Raw genomic sequence first — 16,996 nt, 5'->3', positions numbered from 1 at the left:
GCCGGGCCCCGTCGCCCGCGCGGGGGGGGGGGGGGGGGGGGGGGGTGGGGGGGGGGGGGGGGGGGGCCCCCCCCCCCACGACCATCCGCACGCCGGGTCGGGGATAATCGGTGGATGCAGCAACCAGCGCCCCGTTCTCGCCGCCCGGCCGGCGAGACCAGAGCGCTCATGCTCAAGGTCGCGGTCGAACGCGTCAACGCCGAGGGCCTGCGGCTGGGGTACGAGAACATCGAACTGGAAGACCTGATCCGCGTCGCCGGGGTTCCGCGCTCCACGGTCTTCCGCATCTGGCCCGATCGCACGGCCTTCGTCGCCGACCTCGTGCGCGCCCTCTTCGAGGCCGATCCGAACTTCGGCGCGGGCTTCGATCCGCCGACCATGTCACTCCTCGACGAGGTCATGACGGCGAACGCCGACGCGATGCGCACGCCCGAGGGGCGTCAGGTCGCCCTTCGTGAGGCGGTCCGGGCCACCGTCGCCCACAATATGGTCGCCGTCGAGACCACCGTGGCCTGGCGCGTCTATCGCACGATGTCGGCGGCCCTCGCGAGCGGGGATGCCGTGCCGGGCGGCGAGAACATCCGCGTGCAGCTCGCCGAGATCGTCGATCGGTACGTGGAGCGCATGGCCGAGGTGTATCGCGCGCTCAACGCTGCCTTCGGCCTGCGCATGCGCGACGGACTCAGCGAGCGTGACCTCGCCGTCGCGATCATCGCGGTGATCGACGGCATGGGCGACCACCGCCGCATCAGTCCCGCTCTGATCGGCAGTGCGCATGACGTCGCGCTGGGGCCGGAGGGGGCACGGGCGTGGCACCTCGCCGCCATCGCCGTCTACGGCGTGTACACCGCGATGACCGAGGGTTTGCCCGACTAAGCGTCGGGGGCGCTCCAGCTGAGCGACTCGATGTAGCGCAGCAGCACGCCCTCGCGCAGCGCCCACGGCGACACCTCGAGCTCTTCGACCTCCATCGCCTTCATCGCCTCGTGCAGCACGACGGCGCCGGCGACGATCTGGAACGTGCGGTCGGCCGTGATCCCGGGCAGCTCCTGCCGCATCCCGGCGGGAATCCGGGCGATCCGCGGGATCCACGCCTTCAGCTCCCGCCGGGGGAGCACCATGCGCTCGATGCCCGACCAGCCAGGGACCGGGTATCCGGCGAGCTTCGCGAGCGACCGGATCGCCTTGGACGAGCCCACCACGTGATCCGGCCGGGGCAGCGACCCGAACGCCTCGGCGACCGGCGCGAGCGTCGCCCGGGCATGCGCGCGCAGGCGGTCCACGGCATCCTCTCCCGGCGGGTCGTCGGGAAGGAACTCGATCGTCATACGCCCGGCGCCGAGGGGGACGGATGCCGCGGCATCCGGCAGCTCGTCGGCACCGGCGGCGAGCTCGAGCGAACCTCCGCCGATGTCGAACAGCAGGATCTGGCCGGCCGACCAGCCGAACCAGCGGCGCACGGCGAGGAAGGTGTAGCGCGCCTCGGTCTCGCCGCCCAGCACCTGCAGCGGATGACCGAGGGCGGCCTCGATCCGGGCGATGACGTCGGCGCCGTTCGCCGCCTCGCGCACGGCGCTCGTCGCCGTCGCGAGGAGTTCGTCGACGTTCTCGGCCGTCGCGAGGGCGCGGGCCTCGGCGACCGCCGACTCGAGCGCCGCGACGCCATCCTCGGTGATCGCCCCGTCGGCGTCGAGGTAGCGCATCAGGCGCAGCACGGTGCGCTTGCTCGTCGTGGCGAGCGGCCGGCCTCCCGGTCGGACGTCGGCGACGAGCAGATGGACGGTGTTCGACCCGATGTCGAGAACTCCCAGGCGCACGGGCTCAGCGTAGCGGCCTGCCGGGTGGACGCCGCTTCGCGCTCCCGTCGCGGGGGATGGGGTGCACATTTGCCGGATCCGGAAACCGGATCTCCGTCGCGTTTCCGGAGCGATTGCCGGCCGCGCGTCCGGAAACAAGCGCAATGTCCGGTTTCCGGATCCGGCGTCGGCGCGGCACCCGGCCTGGACTCGGATCGTCCGCGCGCCGCCGGGCCCGGCCGCGCGGCTGTGCCCACACGGCCGGAGGCTCCGCCCGACGCGCTAGCGGCGAGTGGAGGGGCCGTGGGGGCCGCCTTCGCTTCGTCACCGGATACGATGGGCGCGATGTCACCGGATGACGCTGCGACCCTCGCCCCCGCCCACTCGCTGTACCGCGAGATCGACCGCGCGGACTGGGCGCGGATGGCATCGGGCATGGCTCAGCCGCTCACCGAGACCGAGATCGTGCAGATCCGGGGGCTCGGCGACCGGCTCGACATCGCCGAGGTGACGCAGGTGTACGTGCCGCTCTCGCGCCTGCTCTCGCTCTACGCCCAGGCGACGAAGCGCCTCGGGGCCGAGACGGCCGACTTCCTCGGCGAGCCCGATTCGACGACGCCGTTCATCGTGGGCGTCGCCGGTTCGGTCGCCGTCGGCAAGTCCACGATCGCGCGTCTGCTGCGCGAGCTCACGAGCCGCTGGCCGGGGACGCCCCGCGTCGAGCTCGTCACCACCGACGGCTTCCTGTACCCCAACGCCGAGCTCGAGCGCCGCGGGCTCATGGAGCGCAAGGGCTTCCCCGAGTCCTACGACCGCCGCGCGCTGGTGTCGTTCCTCACGGAGGTCAAGAGCGGGGCGCCCGAGGTGCGCGCGCCGTTCTACTCGCACATGCGGTACGACATCGTGCCCGACGCGGTCGTGACGGTGCGCCGGCCCGACATCGTGATCGTCGAAGGACTGAACGTCCTGCAGCCGCCGCCGACTCCGAACGACGTCGCCGTCAGCGACCTCTTCGACTTCTCGATCTTCGTCGACGCCGCGCCCGAGCACATCACCCAGTGGTACGTCGACCGCTTCCTCGCGCTGCGGCGTGCGGCGTTCAGCAATCCGAACTCGTTCTTCAACGTCTTCGCGCAGCTCAGCGACGACGAGGCCGTCGATCGGGCGCTGCACTTCTGGAACACGATCAACCTGCCCAACCTCGAAGAGAACGTGCAGCCCACGCGCCACCGCGCGAACCTGGTGCTGCAGAAGGCCGCCGACCACACGGTGGAGTCGGTGCTGCTGCGCAAGCTCTGACGGATTCCGGATGCTGTTGCCCCGGCATCCGGATCCGGCGACGTGTGGTGGCATTTCTGTGATGTGGACAGGGGATATTAGCCAAGGCCGCGGCTGCTGTCCACCACCGGTTTCCTGACCTCAGCAATCGGGTGAAATCTTCACAGAATGCTTGCGGCAAGCTCACAGGTGTGCGCTAGGTTTGGCGACGTCCGGCCATTTTCGGCCGGTCGTCCTCGCCTTCGGCGACGACATTGTCAACTGGATAACACGGTCAGCACCTTGGGGGGTTGCTTTGCAACGCGAACGCGATGTCGCACGTGTACGGAGTAAGAATCGGATAAGAAGCGGGCGAAGTGCATTCGTTCGGGCGGGCGCTGTCGTTGCCGCGAGTTCTCTCGCCATCTTCGGCGGAGTGTCAGCGGCGCACGCGGGCCCAGGTGACTCGTCGAACGCGTCGGGCACCTTCCTCGGCGGATCGATCCTCGAGTTCATCGATCTCGATGCGATCGCCAACATCGACGGTGCCCAGGCATCGAACGATGGCACGCCCCCGGTCGTCACCGAGGCGAACAACCTCGACCTCACGGCGCTGAGCCTGGTCAACCTCGAGAGCCCGGGGGGCATCCAGATCCCCATCGACTTCGTCGACGCGGGCGTCGTCGGGCAGTACGCGAGCGCAGGTCCCAACGGCGACTCGGTCGGCGCTTCTGGGCTTGTCGGTTCGGGCGGAGCGATCGGCACCGGCGCGACGCCGCTGCCCGGCGTCGCTCCCGGACCGCTCAGCGTGGACCTCACCGGCGCCGTGGACTCTCTCATCGGTTCCGTTCCGGCGGCACTCGTCGACGAGCTCGCGGCGGTCAATCTGACCCTCGGTGCCGTGAGCGCCAGCGCTTCACAGGCTGCTCCGGACGCACCCGAGGGCGACTACGACATCGCCAGTGCCGAGCTCACGATCGAGAGTGAGACAGTCGACGCTCTCACCGACGCGCTCACCGGCACCGTCGGCGGACTCCAGACGGAACTCGATGGGCTCCAGGAAGCGATCAACGGCGGGCTCGCAGACGTCCTCGGCATCCTCGGTGGCGTGCTCGACGTCGGTGTCACTGTCGGCACGACGAGCCTCACCGACGCGATCGCGGATCTCCTGACCAACCCGTTGACCGATCCGGCTTACCCGGGTGTGTCGATCAACCTCGGTGACGGCACGATCACGGTCGACCTCGACGAGATCCACGAGCTGAACGGACAGGATCCGAACACGGAGATCCTCGACGGCGACACGATCGAGGCGATCCAGGATTCGGTGCTCGCGCTGATCGACGGTCTGCTCGACGACGTGGTGCAGGACCTCACCGACGCGATCCGCGGCCTCTCGATCACCGGAGGAGCGAGCGTCACCCTTCTCTTCGTCGAGATCCCCGTTCTGGCGATCGACACAACGATCGGAGCGCTGCTCGACGGCGACACAAGTGGTGTCGAACTGCTGGGCATCGCTCTCGACCTTCCTGACCTTCTCGAAGACGTCGTCGCAGCGTTGCTCTCGCCGGTGAACGACCTGATCACCGCAGTGACCACTGCAGCAACGGCTCTCCTCGAGCCGGTCAACGACCTCGTGCTGCCCGCGCTCGACGGGATCCTCCCGCTCGTCGCGAGCATCACCGTCAACAACCAGTCCACCTCGGCCGGCGTCTTCTCGGAGACGGCACTGCGGTTGACAGTGCTGCCAACCCTCGACGCCGTCACGGTCGACCTCGCGAACGCGACGGTCGGACCGAACGTCAACAACATCGCGGATGTGGCCATCACCGACCCCACAGAGGGTGAGGCGATCGTCGCCACCGACCCGGCCGAAACGGCGGATGTCCCGGTCACGGGCACGGGCGAACCCGGCGGGTCGGTCGTGGTGACAGTGACGGGCCAGACGCCGCAGACGGTCCCCGTCAGCGAGCTAGGTACCTGGACGGCGACGTTCACGGCCCTGCCCGTCGGCGCCTATACCGCGACGGCGGAGCAGACGCCGGGAGGCAGCACCGACACCGTGAACTTCACGGTCGTCGAGGCCGTCACCGCCGTCTCGATCACCGATCCTGCGGACGGCGAAGAGTTCACCGTCCCCACTGACGGCGACGTCACCGACGTCGAAGTCACGGGTCAGGGTGAGCCCGGTGCTTCGGTCGAGGTCACTGTGACGGGCGAGACTCCTCAGACCGTCGAGGTCGACGAGAACGGCGTCTGGACCGCGACCTTCGAGGACCTCCCGGTCGGCAACTACACCGCGACCGCGACGCAGGACGCGGGCGAAGGAAGCACCGATTCGGTCGACTTCTCGGTCGTTCCTGAGGGCGCGACGGATGCTGACGCGACGGATGCTGACGCGACGGATGCTGACGCGACGGATGCTGACGCGACGGATGCTGACGCGACGGACGCTGATGCGACGGACGCTGATGCGACGGACGCCGATGCGACCGATGCTGATGCGACCGATGCTGATGCGACCGATGCTGATGCGACCGATGCTGATGCGACGGACGCTGATGCGACCGATGCTGATGCGACCGATGCTGACGCGACGGACGCTGACGCGACGGACGCTGACGCGACGGACGCCGATGCGACGGACGCCGATGCGACGGACGCCGATGCGACGGACGCTGACGCGACGGACGCTGACGCGACCGATGCTGACGCGACCGATGCTGACGCGACCGATGCTGACGCGACGGACGCCGATGCGACGGACGCTGACGCGACGGACGCCGATGCGACCGACGCTGATGCGACCGACGCTGATGCGACCGATGCTGACGCGACGGACGCTGACGCGACCGATGCTGACGCGACGGACGCTGACGCGACGGACGCTGACGCGACCGACGCTGACGCGACGGACGCTGACGCGACCGATGCTGACGCGACGGACGCTGACGCGACCGATGCTGACGCGACCGATGCTGACGCGACCGATGCTGACGCGACCGATGCTGACGCGACCGATGCTGACGCGACCGACGCTGACGCGACCGACGCTGACGCGACCGACGCTGACGCGACCGACGCTGACGCGACCGACGCTGACGCGACGGACGCTGACGCGACGGACGCTGACGCGACGGACGCTGACGCGACGGACGCTGACGCGACGGACGCTGACGCGACGGACGCTGACGCGACCGACGCTGACGCGACCGACGCTGACGCCACCGACGCTGACGCCACCGACGCTGACGCCACCGACGCTGACGCCACGGACGCTGACGCGACCGACGCTGACGCCACGGACGCTGACGCCACGGACGCTGACGCGACTGACGGCGGTGACCCGACTCTGGCCACGGCCAACGTGACGCTCAAGCGGATCGTCCGCGGCACCGGTGTCGTGCAGGTTGTCAACGGCAGCGGCTTCGAGCCCGGTGAGACGGTATCGGCCACGGTGACGTCGACGCCGTTCGACCTCACTCCGGTTGTCGCTGACGCCTCGGGCAACGTTCGGTTCACGTTCCCGGTGGGCGCGGACTTCCAGCTCGGGCAGCACCGGGTCGAGCTGACCGGCTCGGTCTCGGGGGCGCTCCCGGTCGAGCGTGAAGACACTGGGTTCGTCGTCGTGGCCGCCACCCTGCCGGTCACGGGTGCCGACTCGAGCGGCCTGCTGGTCGGGGGTGCGGGAGCTCTTGCTCTCCTCGCCGCCGGCGCCGGCCTGCTGTTCCTCCGCAGAAGGGCGAACGCCTAAACGATAGGAGGGGTGGGTGCATCATGGATGCACCCACCCCCTCCTGTTCGTCCACGGCATCGACCCGGAATTCACGTGACCGCACCTTCACACAGCAAGAGCCGAGCTCGTCTCGGTCAGACCATCGCCGCCATCGCGACGCTCGCCATCCTTCTCGGTTACGGGTTTGTCAGCGCGACGTTCACACTGCCGCCCACGCCGGCCCGCCCTGTCGTGGCCGATGCGTTCGGGCCGTATTTCTCCCAGCGGTGGAACGTGTTCGCACCGAACATCCTTCGCACGAACCGGGAGCTGCAGATCCAGGTGCAATGGCGCGAGGACGGTGAACTCGTCCACAGCGACTGGGTCGATGTCACCGACATCGAGTTCGCCGCGGTGCGCGGCATCCCGATGCCCTCCCGGATCCAGAAGAGCAGCTTCAACGCCACACAGACGTATCTGACGCGCTACAACGCCTTGAGTGACGACCAGCGCGAACGCGTACGCGACACGTTCATCCAGGCCCTCGGTGACGGCGAGTTCGGGCCCATCCCCGACCCTGAGCTCGTCGACGAGATCGACGCTCTCGGTGAGAGTCGTGCCTCGGTGATCCGTTTCATCCGCTACGACTACATGCTGATGCGCTTCGCCGACGCATTCGGCACCGCCTACTTCGACCGCGACATCGAACGCGTGCGCTGGCGAGTGCAGTTCGAGCGTCCGAACGACTTCCTGCACCGTTTCGACGAGACGCCCCAGGTCGACACGACGCATCTGACTTTCGGCTGGCGACAGCCGACGGCCGACATCGATCCTGCGATCCTCGCCGTCTATGACGACGTGATCCAGCGATACGCCGGGGAGTGAGCGACATGACCGCCGAGACGACAACGGATGCCGCAGGGCCGGCGACCACGCGCGAGCGAATCGCCGCCGCACTGGATCCCCGCACGGTCTGGCAGCGGTTCGTCACTTGGCTGACCGCTGCCCAGCGCGCGACCGTGAGCTTCTCGCTCTTGCGGATCCTGTTCGGGCTCGCGATGCTCATCGTGCTGATCCCGAGCATGCCCGACCGCCACTATCTGTGGGGCGTCGGGTCGTGGTGGGTGGAACCCGAGGCGAGTCGGCGTGGCTGGTGGGAACCGCTCCGTCTGCTCTTCTCGAAAGAGAGCATGTTCTGGTTCGACCTCGCGTACGCCGTGCTGCTCGTGCTCGTCGTGCTCTTCCTCGTGGGATTGAAGACACGCTGGGTGACTCCACTGCTGCTGATCTTCTGGGTCGGCCTGTCGACGAACAGCACCCTCCTCACCAACGGTGGCGACACCCTCATGCGGATCGTGCTGCTGTTCGTCATCTTCGCGAACCTCAGTGAGCACTTCTCGGTCGATGCGTGGCTGCGCCGGCGTTCGGCCAAGCGGGGGCGCACGCCCCGAAGCGGGCCGGCCTGGCTACCGCGCTGGCTGGTGAACTGGGCGCACAACACCGTCCTCATCCTGTGCGTGTTCCAGATCCTCCTTGTGTATCTCGTCTCGTCGGTGCTGAAGCTGACGGGAGAGGAGTGGCTCGAGGGCACCGCCATCTACTACGCGCTGCGGATCGACGAGTTCCGGGTGTTCCCGATGATCAGCGACCTGGTGTGGCAGTTCACCCCCGCCATCGTGCTCGGCTCGTGGCTGGCACTGTGGGTGCAGTTGCTGCTGCCGATTCTGGTGATCTGGCGACCTACGCGATACACCGCCGTCGCGCTGATCACGGGGATGCACCTCGGCATCGCGGTACTGCTGAGCCTCTGGCCCTTCTCGCTCGCGATGATCGCTCTCGACCTTCTACTCGTGCGGGACGCATCGTGGCGACGGGTCGGAGCATGGTTCGCGGCGACGGGACGCGGCGTCCGCAGAGCGGTCACCGACCCTGGGAGGGGAGGCACTGCCCCGGGCTCCCGCCCGGTGGGCGCGCACACCAGTCACGACGCGCCGTCGATCGACGAGCCACTGGGCGCCGACAACGGGTCCGACCTCGGAGACGAGACCGTGCCGGCCCGACCCAGTGAGCTTCAGCCGGCCGGCCGTCTGCGCTCGGGGAGCGCGATACGGCGATGATCGACGCCGTCGTGGTGGGCGCCGGAATCAACGGTCTCGCCGCGGCCGTCGTCCTCGCACGCGCCGGCCTCGACGTCGAGGTCTGGGAAGCCAACGCGACTCCAGGCGGCGGCGCTCGCACACTGCCGCTTACAGAACCGGGGTTCATTCACGACTGGGGCTCGGCCGTTCACCCGATGGCGCTCGCCTCGCCGTTCTTCCGCGAGTTCGGCCTCGCCGATCGAATTGACGTGACCGCGCCCGAAGTGTCGTACGCGCAGCCGCTCGATGGCCGCCGCGCCGCCGTGGCCTGGCGGGAGCTGTCGCGCACAGTCGCGGGCCTCGGTCGCGACGGGCGAGCATGGCGGAGAATCTTCGCGCCCTTGGTCGCGCGCAGCGATTCACTGCTCGACACCGTCATGTCGCCGATGCTGCCGGTCCCCACTCACCCCCTGGTCGCGGCACAATTCGGCCTGCGTATCGCGCAGGCCGGCTTGCCTGGAGCGCCGTGGGGCCTTTCGGGAGATGAGGCTCCGGCCCTGCTGGCAGGCGTTTTCGCACACTCGATCGGCAGAATCCCGTCGCTGGCCTCGGCCGCCCCTGGCCTGGTGCTGGCAACGCTCGCGCACACCGTGGGCTGGCCTATCCCCAGCGGTGGCAGCCAGGCCATCACCGACGCGCTGGTGGCGGATGCGACCGCGCACGGCGCCCGCATACTCCTCGATCAACGGGCCACGTCCGTCGCTGAACTGCCGCCCGCGCGGGCGGTGCTGCTCGACACCTCCCCACGTGCGCTCGTCGCCATCATGGGCGACCGCGTGGACCCGCGCTACCGGCGTGCGGCGACGCGGTACCGGCACGGGGATGCCGCGACCAAGGTCGACTTCGCTCTGCGGGGACCTGTGCCCTGGGCCGCGAGGGACATCGCTCAGGCGGGAGCGGTTCACCTCGGCGGCACATGGCGCGAGATCGCCCAGGCGGAGGCGGACGTCGCCGCCGGCCGCCACGCGGAACGGCCGTACGTGCTGGTCTCCCAGCCGGGCATCGTCGACCCAACGCGCGCCCCCGAGGGCACGCAGACACTCTGGACATACGCGCACGTGCCCGCAGGAAGCTCCGTCGATGTGCGCGAGTCCGTCATCGCGCAACTCGAGCGGTTCGCGCCGGGATTCCGTGACCAGATCATCGCGACCTCCATCACGACCGCCGGCGACCTGGAGCGGGGAGACGCCAACCTCGTCGGCGGCGACATCGCCACCGGACGTGTCTCGCTGCGGCAGCTCGTGGCGCGGCCCGTTCTCTCGCGTGTGCCGTGGCGTGCCGGCCATGCGACGTATCTCTGCTCCGCCGCCACTCTCCCTGGGCCAGGAGTTCACGGTATGTCGGGGTATCACGCCGCGCGGCTGGCGCTGCGCGAGGTCTTCAGCCGACCCGTGCCCGACCTTCGCCCGTAGCAGCATGAGGCGTCCGGATGCTGTGGCCTCCGGCATCCGGAATATTCGTTCAGGAGCCTCGCAAAACCCCCCGCTTACCATTGAGCCCATGTGTGGAATCGTGGGATACGTCGGCCCCCGGCAGAGTCAGGCCATCCTGATCTCGGGTCTCTCCCGGCTCGAATACCGCGGGTACGACTCCGCCGGCATCGCCGTGATCGACGGCGAGGGCGGCCTGGGCATGCGCAAGCGCGCGGGCAAGCTCAAGGTGCTCCGCGACGACCTGGCCACCAGCCCGCTCGCCGACGGCACCACCGGCATCGGCCACACCCGCTGGGCGACGCACGGCGGCCCGACCGACGGCAACGCGCACCCGCACCTGGCCGACGACGACAAGCTCGCCGTCATCCACAACGGCATCATCGAGAACTTCTCCGAGCTCAAGTCCGAGCTCGTCGCCGAGGGTTTCACGTTCCTCAGCGAGACCGACACCGAGGTCGCCGCCGTCCTCCTGGGCCGCGAGTATCGCCGCACCGGGGACCTGGTCACGGCGTTCCGCAGCGTCGTCTCGCGCCTCGAGGGCGCGTTCACGCTGCTCGCGATGCACGAGGACCAGCCCGGCCTCGTCGTCGGCGCGCGCCGCAATTCACCGCTCGTGATCGGGCTCGGCGAGGGCGAGAACTTCCTCGGGTCCGACGTCGCCGCCTTCGTCGAGCACACCCGCAACGCCCTCGCGATCGGGCAGGACCAGATCGTGGCGATCACGCCGGCCGGTGTCGAGGTGACCGACTTCGGCGGCAACCCCGTCGAGGTCGAGCCGTTCGAGGTGACCTGGGATGCCTCGGCCGCCGAGAAGGGCGGCTGGTCGTCGTTCATGGCCAAGGAGGTCTCAGAAGAGCCCGAGGCCGTCCGCAACACGATCCTCGGCCGTGTCCGCGACGGCGAAGTCGTGATCCCCGAGCTGGACGGCATGGACGAGCTGTTCGCCGGCATCTCGCGCATCATCGTGATCGCGTGCGGCACCGCGGCCTACGCGGGCCAGGTCGGCAAGTACGCGATCGAGCAGTGGACCCGCATTCCCGTCGACGTCGAGCTCGCGCACGAGTTCCGCTACCGCGATCCGGTCATCGGTCCCGACACCCTCGTGGTGTCGATCAGCCAGTCCGGCGAGACCATGGACACGCTCATGGCCGTCAAGTACGCCCGCGAGCACGGCGCCAAGACGCTCTCGATCTGCAACACCCAGGGCGCGACGATCCCGCGTGAGTCCGACGCGATCGTCTACACCCACGCCGGGCCCGAGGTCGCGGTCGCCTCCACCAAGGCGTTCCTCGCTCAGATCACGGCGCTGTATCTCACGGGCCTGCACATCGGGCGCGTGCGGGGCGTGGTGACGGCAGCGGATGCGGCAACCCACGTCCGCGAGCTCGAGGCGATTCCGGCCAAGATCTCGCAGATCCTCGAGCGCGAGCAGCCGCGCATCGAGCAGTTCGCCCACTGGATGGCCGACACCCGCTCGGTGCTGTTCCTCGGTCGCCACGTCGGATACCCGATCGCGCTCGAGGGCGCGCTCAAGCTCAAGGAGCTCGCCTACATCCACGCCGAGGGCTTCGCCGCCGGCGAGCTCAAGCACGGCCCGATCGCCCTGATCGAGCCCGGCCAGCCGGTGTTCGTCATCGTGCCCTCGCCGCGTCAGTCGGCCGAGATGCACAAGAAGGTGATCTCGTCGATCGAAGAGATCCGCGCCCGCGGCGCCCGCGTCATCGCGATCGCCGAAGAGGGCGACGTCGCCGTGCTGCCGAAGGCCGACGAGGTTCTGCGCATCCCGCTCGCTGCGCCCCTCTTCGAGCCGCTCCTGGCCGTGGTGCCGCTGCACATCTTCGCGATGGGCCTGGCGACGGCCAAGGGCCTGGACGTCGACCAGCCCCGCAACCTCGCGAAGTCGGTCACGGTCGAGTAGGGCGGACGCGCCGGCATCCGTTTCGTCTCGCTCGTTCAACAACCCGGTACGACACTGCGCGATAGGGTGACGGATGCCGCGAACGCGGCGCGCAGGAGGGCTCCATGATCGTCGGAATCGGCGTCGACCTGGTCGACATCGCTCGATTCGAGCGCACGATCGAACGGACTCCGCGCCTGGTCGAGCGGCTGTTCTCCGGCTCGGAGCGCACGCTGAAACCGCATTCGCTCGCCGCGCGCTACGCGGCCAAGGAGGCGCTCATCAAGGCGCTCGGCGGTTCGGACGGCGTGCACTGGACCGAGATCGAGGTCGCGTCCGAAGCATCCGGCCGCCCTCACTTCATGCTGACCGGCTCGACCGCCGCGGTCATCGCGGAGCGCGGGATCACCGCCGTGCACCTGTCGCTCTCGCACGACGCGGGACTCGCGACCGCCTACGTCATCGCCGAATCGGACGGAACCGTCCGCAGCACGACCGCGGAGGAGGGCTCGTGAGCCGCCTGCCGGTGGGCGCGCTGCGCGAGGCGACCGTCGACGTCGGGGCGATCGCCGACAACGTGCGGCACCTGCGCCGGCTCACGCAGTCCGAGGTGATCGCGGTCGTCAAGGCCGACGGGTACGGGCACGGGGCGGTGCGCTCGGCCGCGGCCGCGCTCGAAGGCGGAGCGACGCGGCTCGGAGTCTCGGACATCACCGAGGCCCTCGCACTGCGGCGAGGCGGCATCGACGCTCCCGTCGTGGCGTGGCTGCACGCACCCGGCTCGGACTTCGCGCAGGCCGCGGCGCACGGGATCGAGCTCGGAATCTCGAGCCTGGACCAGCTGCAGCAGGCCGCGGCCGCGGCATCCGCTGATCGTCCGGTCTCGGTCCATCTCAAGCTCGAGACGGGACTGTCGCGCAACGGCATCGCGCCGGCCGATTACCGCGTCGTGTTCGCCGAGGCCGCGCGGCTCGAGCGCATCGGCAAGCTGCGCGTGATCGCGCTGTTCAGCCACCTGTCCAACGCGTCCGCCGATGACGACCGTGCAGCCCTGCGCACGTTCGAGCAAGCGGTCGGCGAGGCGGCGACGCTCGGGCTGGCCCCGCCGCTGCGACACATCGCGGCGACCCACGCGGCCATCGCGCTGCCCGAGTCACGGCTCGGGTGCGTGCGCATCGGCATCGGCATCTACGGTCTCTCGCCGTTCGACGACCGCTCGTCGGCCGACCTCGGACTGCGCCCCGCGATGACGCTGCGCGGCACGGTCGCTGCGGTGCGGCGGGTCCCCGCCGGCAAGGGTGTCTCGTACGGCTACGCCTATCGAACCGACCGTGACACGACCCTCGCGCTCGTGCCGCTCGGCTACGCCGACGGCGTGCCGCGGCAGGCGTCGGGCAACGGGCCGATCGTGATCGGCGGCCGCCGGCACTCCGTCGCCGGCCGCATCGCGATGGACCAGTTCGTGGTCGACGTCGGCGATACCCCGGTCGCGGTCGGCGACGAGGCCGTGCTGTTCGGCGACCCCACGCTGGGAGTGCCGTCGGCGACGGAATGGGCGGATGCCGCCGGCACCATCAACTACGAGATCGTCACGCGCATCGGCCCACGGGTCACGCGCCGGCAGGTGTCCGAATGAGCGCCGCCCGTGTTCGCAATTCAGTCTGCACGCGCGCGACGCGCGGGCGAGCCGGCGAAATCGCGCAGCTCGACCGGCCCTCGGTTCACGCGGAGACTGCGTTGCGAACGGGGGCGGCGTCGTGACCGGGCTGGATCCGCTGGCCGGGACGCGCGAGGTCCCCTCGCCGCACGACATGGAGCAGCTCGGCGAGGAGATGGGACGGATGCTGCGCCCCGGCGATCTTGTCGTGCTCACGGGTCCGCTCGGCGCAGGCAAGACCACCCTCACGCGCGGCATCGCCCAGGGGCTGGGCGTCCGGGGTCCGGTGCAGAGCCCGACGTTCGTGATCGCCCGCACCCACCCGTCTCTCGTCGGAGGCGCGCCCCTCGTCCATGTCGACGCGTACCGGCTCGGCTCGCCGGCCGAGCTCGACGACCTCGACATCGACTTCGAGGCCTCGGTCGTCATCGTGGAGTGGGGCCGCGGCATGGTCGACGGACTGCGGGATGCCTGGTGGGAGGTCGAGTTCGACCGCGAGTGGCACGGCCACGGCTCGGACGACGCATGCGAGGGGCCCGCCCACGAGGCCGAGCTCGACGCCGACGCCCCGCGACTGGTGACCATCGCGCGCCGCCCATAGCCCCGGCATCCCTCCTCTGCGGACCTGCGCCCCCTCATCGACCGGGGCCGGCCGTACCCGCGGTTACGCTGGAAGGCGTGATCCTGGGCATCGACACGTCGCTCGGCTCCGCGGTGGCGGTGGTCGAGCCGGACGGCGTCATCCGCTCGCAGGTCGAGAGCGCCGACCCGCGCGGGCATGCCGAAGTGATCGGCACTCTGATCGAGCGGGCGCTGGCCGAGGCATCCGTCACCGTCTCCGACATCTCCCACGTCGCCGCCGGAATGGGACCAGGACCGTTCACCGGGCTTCGCGTCGGCATCGCGGCGGCGCGCACGTTCGCGCTCGGGCGGGGTGTTCCGGTCGTGCCGGTCGTCAGTCACGACGCCGTGGCGCTCGAGCTGCTGCTGCACGACGCCCTCACCGGCGGGTACCAGGACGTCGCCGACGAAGCCTTCGCCGTCGTCACCGACGCGCGCCGCCGCGAATTCGCGTACACCGTGTACCGCGGCCTCGACGACGACGGCCTGCCCGTGCGCCTCGACGGCCCGGCCCTGACTCCGCGCGAAGACCTGGACGACGTGCTGCGCACGGTGGGCGCGATCCGGCGGGACGCCGAGCGCATCCCCGCCGCGATGCTCGCGCTCGCCGCGGCCCGCGCCCTCTCGGCCGGGCGCGCGATCGCGCCGGCCGACGCGCTCTACCTGCGCTCGCCCGACGTCACGATGCCCGGCGCGCCGAAGCGGGTGAACCTGTGACCCTCCGCCCCGCGACCCCCGACGACCTCGGCGCGATCATGGCGCTCGAGCGCGCATCGTTCCCGACGGACGCGTGGTCCGAGGCGATGATGCGCGAAGAGCTGGCCTCGCCGCACGGCTGGTACGTGGTCGACGAAGAGGCGGGACGGCTGCTGGGTTACGCGGGCCTGCGTGCCGTGAGAAGGGCGACGGATGCCGACATCCAGACCATCGCGATCGCCGAGGCCGCGCGGGGGCGTGGCCGGGGTCGCACGCTCCTTCGAGCTCTGCTCGAGGAGGCGTCCCGGCGTGACGTGCGCGAGGTGTTCCTCGAGGTGCGCGCCGACAACCCCGTCGCGCAGGCGCTCTACGTCTCGGAGGGCTTCCTCGAGATCGGCCGCAAGCCGCGCTACTACCAGCCCGACGACGTCGACGCCGTGGTGATGAAGCTCGACCTTCGCGGGTGGGCAGGGGCGGGGCATCCGGATCCCGGGACTCCCACGGAAAACCGGATCCGGAAACCGGAGAACCGCGCACTTTCCGGTTCGGATACGGCGGATGCTCCGGGAACGGACGCGAACTCCGGTTTCCGGATCGACGGCTCGAGCACGGGCGCGACCGCGGACGCGGCGTGGCAGGGCGGGGTGTGCACGTGAACCGCAGGGAACCCCTGGTGCTCGGCATCGAGACCAGCTGCGACGAGACCGGGATCGGGATCGTGCGCGGCCGCACGCTGCTGTCCAACACGATCGCGAGCTCGATGGACGAGCACGCCCGCTACGGCGGTGTCGTCCCCGAGGTCGCCGCTCGCGCGCACCTCGAAGCGCTCGAACCTGCGATCCGGGCAGCGCTCGCCGAGTCGGGCGTCGCGCTGACCGACGTCGACGCCGTCGCGGTGACCTCGGGGCCGGGCCTGGCCGGAGCACTCATGGTGGGCGTCGGTGCCGCGAAGGCGCTCGCGGTGTCGCTCGAGAAGCCGCTGTACGCCGTGAACCATCTCGTCGGTCACATCGCGGCCGACATCCTCTCTTCTGACGAGCACGGTGACCAGGCGCCGCCGCTCGAGTACCCCACGGTGGCGCTGCTCGTCAGCGGCGGGCACACGTCGCTGCTGCTGGTGCGCGACCTCACCAGCGACGTCGAACTGCTCGGCGAGACGATGGACGACGCCGCCGGCGAGGCGTTCGACAAGGTCGCGCGCCTGCTGGGACTGCCGTACCCGGGCGGTCCCGAGATCGATCGGGCCGCGGCATCCGGAGATCCGAACGCCATCGCCTTCCCCCGGGGACTCTCGCGCGCCAGCGACATGGCCGGACACCGCTACGACTTCTCGTTCTCGGGCCTGAAGACCGCGGTCGCGCGATGGACCGAGCAGCGCCAGGCCGCGGGCGAGCCCGTGCCGGTCGCGGATGTCGCGGCGAGCTTCCGCGAGGCCGTCGTCGACGTGCTCGTGACGAAGGCGCTCGCCGCCTGCCGCGACTACGGCGTGCCCCGCCTGCTGCTGGGCGGCGGCGTGATCGCCAATCGCCGCCTGCGCGACGTCGCCATCGAGCGCGCGGCGGCCGAGGGCGTGACCGTGCGCGTCCCGCCGCTGTCGCTGTGCACCGACAACGGCGCGATGATCGCGGCCCTCGCGTCCGAGCTGATCATGGCCGGCCGGCCGGCCTCGACCCTCGAGTTCGGGGCCGACTCGACCCTTCCCGTCACCGAGATCCAGGTCGCGGAGTCCGCATGAACGACGACGAGCGGATGCCTCAGCCCGGCCCCTCCCCGGACCCCGCCCCGC

Annotated in this window: 14 protein-coding genes; 13 read left to right on the top strand and 1 reads right to left on the bottom strand. The window is 70.1% G+C overall.

All coding sequences use genetic code 11. The annotated features are described in order from the left end of the window. Positions 1–114: 114 nt before the first annotated feature. Positions 115–876: a hypothetical protein gene (locus tag HF576_RS10525; RefSeq protein WP_240948807.1), complete on the top strand. Its 762-nt coding sequence runs from the start codon at positions 115–117 to the stop codon at positions 874–876. On the opposite strand, the gene HF576_RS10520 is transcribed toward HF576_RS10525, so the two are convergent. Next, positions 873–1,817 (bottom strand): Ppx/GppA phosphatase family protein, encoded by a 945-nt coding sequence (locus HF576_RS10520; RefSeq protein ID WP_168912730.1) that lies wholly within the window; start codon positions 1,815–1,817, stop codon positions 873–875. The genes HF576_RS10525 and HF576_RS10520 overlap by 4 nt on opposite strands. 324 nt (positions 1,818–2,141) lie before the next feature. Here HF576_RS10520 and coaA point away from each other — a divergent pair, with 324 nt between their 5' ends. The 12 genes from coaA to tsaD all read left to right on the top strand — a co-directional run bounded on the left by coaA (position 2,142) and on the right by tsaD (position 16,945). Continuing rightward, complete coding sequence (coaA, locus tag HF576_RS10515) at positions 2,142–3,095, top strand: type I pantothenate kinase (protein WP_168912729.1); 954 nt, start codon at positions 2,142–2,144, stop codon at positions 3,093–3,095. A gap of 394 nt (positions 3,096–3,489) precedes the next feature. Next, positions 3,490–6,807 (top strand): choice-of-anchor G family protein, encoded by a 3,318-nt coding sequence (locus HF576_RS10510; protein ID WP_343234233.1) that lies wholly within the window; start codon positions 3,490–3,492, stop codon positions 6,805–6,807. Positions 6,808–6,882: 75 nt separating this feature from the next. Continuing rightward, entirely contained in the window at positions 6,883–7,653 is a 771-nt protein-coding gene (locus tag HF576_RS10505; RefSeq protein ID WP_168912728.1) for a DUF5819 family protein, read from the top strand. 5 nt (positions 7,654–7,658) lie between these two features. Continuing rightward, positions 7,659–8,885 (top strand): HTTM domain-containing protein, encoded by a 1,227-nt coding sequence (locus HF576_RS10500; RefSeq protein WP_168912727.1) that lies wholly within the window; start codon positions 7,659–7,661, stop codon positions 8,883–8,885. Next, positions 8,882–10,318 (top strand): phytoene desaturase family protein, encoded by a 1,437-nt coding sequence (locus HF576_RS10495; protein WP_168912726.1) that lies wholly within the window; start codon positions 8,882–8,884, stop codon positions 10,316–10,318. The genes HF576_RS10500 and HF576_RS10495 overlap by 4 nt, the downstream gene beginning before the upstream one ends. An 88-nt stretch (positions 10,319–10,406) precedes the next feature. Then, on the top strand, positions 10,407–12,257 hold the full coding sequence (gene glmS / locus HF576_RS10490; protein WP_168912725.1) for a glutamine--fructose-6-phosphate transaminase (isomerizing): 1,851 nt from the start codon (positions 10,407–10,409) through the stop codon (positions 12,255–12,257). 104 nt (positions 12,258–12,361) lie between these two features. Then, the gene (locus tag HF576_RS10485) at positions 12,362–12,751 is read left to right on the top strand and encodes a holo-ACP synthase (RefSeq protein WP_168912724.1); all 390 of its coding nucleotides are present in this window, start codon (positions 12,362–12,364) and stop codon (positions 12,749–12,751) included. Beyond that, positions 12,748–13,872, top strand: a complete 1,125-nt coding sequence (alr, locus tag HF576_RS10480; RefSeq protein ID WP_343234231.1) for an alanine racemase — start codon at positions 12,748–12,750, stop codon at positions 13,870–13,872. Before HF576_RS10485 ends, alr begins: the two co-directional genes overlap by 4 nt. A 175-nt stretch (positions 13,873–14,047) precedes the next feature. Further along, the gene (tsaE, locus tag HF576_RS10475; RefSeq protein ID WP_205835171.1) at positions 14,048–14,494 is read left to right on the top strand and encodes a tRNA (adenosine(37)-N6)-threonylcarbamoyltransferase complex ATPase subunit type 1 TsaE; all 447 of its coding nucleotides are present in this window, start codon (positions 14,048–14,050) and stop codon (positions 14,492–14,494) included. A gap of 77 nt (positions 14,495–14,571) precedes the next feature. Then, positions 14,572–15,231: a tRNA (adenosine(37)-N6)-threonylcarbamoyltransferase complex dimerization subunit type 1 TsaB gene (gene tsaB, locus HF576_RS10470; protein ID WP_168912722.1), complete on the top strand. Its 660-nt coding sequence runs from the start codon at positions 14,572–14,574 to the stop codon at positions 15,229–15,231. After that, positions 15,228–15,866, top strand: coding sequence for a ribosomal protein S18-alanine N-acetyltransferase (rimI, locus tag HF576_RS10465; RefSeq protein ID WP_168912721.1), 639 nt, complete (start codon positions 15,228–15,230; stop codon positions 15,864–15,866). Before tsaB ends, rimI begins: the two co-directional genes overlap by 4 nt. Continuing rightward, positions 15,863–16,945, top strand: a complete 1,083-nt coding sequence (gene tsaD, locus HF576_RS10460; RefSeq protein WP_168912720.1) for a tRNA (adenosine(37)-N6)-threonylcarbamoyltransferase complex transferase subunit TsaD — start codon at positions 15,863–15,865, stop codon at positions 16,943–16,945. The genes rimI and tsaD overlap by 4 nt, the downstream gene beginning before the upstream one ends. Positions 16,946–16,996: the final 51 nt, after the last annotated feature.

Origin of the sequence: Microbacterium salsuginis, assembly GCF_012524205.1 — a bacterium.
Classification (GTDB): domain Bacteria; phylum Actinomycetota; class Actinomycetes; order Actinomycetales; family Microbacteriaceae; genus Microbacterium; species Microbacterium salsuginis.
This window is presented reverse-complemented; position numbering and strand designations above follow the sequence as displayed.

Excerpts from the sequence above, each read along its gene's own strand:
- HF576_RS10525 (WP_240948807.1), top strand. The coding sequence starts at position 115 with ATGCAGCAACCAGCGCCCCGTTCTCGCCGCCCGGCCGGCGAGACCAGA.
- coaA (WP_168912729.1), top strand. The coding sequence starts at position 2,142 with ATGTCACCGGATGACGCTGCGACCCTCGCCCCCGCCCACTCGCTGTAC.
- HF576_RS10500 (WP_168912727.1), top strand. The coding sequence starts at position 7,659 with ATGACCGCCGAGACGACAACGGATGCCGCAGGGCCGGCGACCACGCGC.
- HF576_RS10495 (WP_168912726.1), top strand. The coding sequence starts at position 8,882 with ATGATCGACGCCGTCGTGGTGGGCGCCGGAATCAACGGTCTCGCCGCG.
- glmS (WP_168912725.1), top strand. The coding sequence starts at position 10,407 with ATGTGTGGAATCGTGGGATACGTCGGCCCCCGGCAGAGTCAGGCCATC.
- HF576_RS10485 (WP_168912724.1), top strand. The coding sequence starts at position 12,362 with ATGATCGTCGGAATCGGCGTCGACCTGGTCGACATCGCTCGATTCGAG.
- tsaE (WP_205835171.1), top strand. The coding sequence starts at position 14,048 with ATGGAGCAGCTCGGCGAGGAGATGGGACGGATGCTGCGCCCCGGCGAT.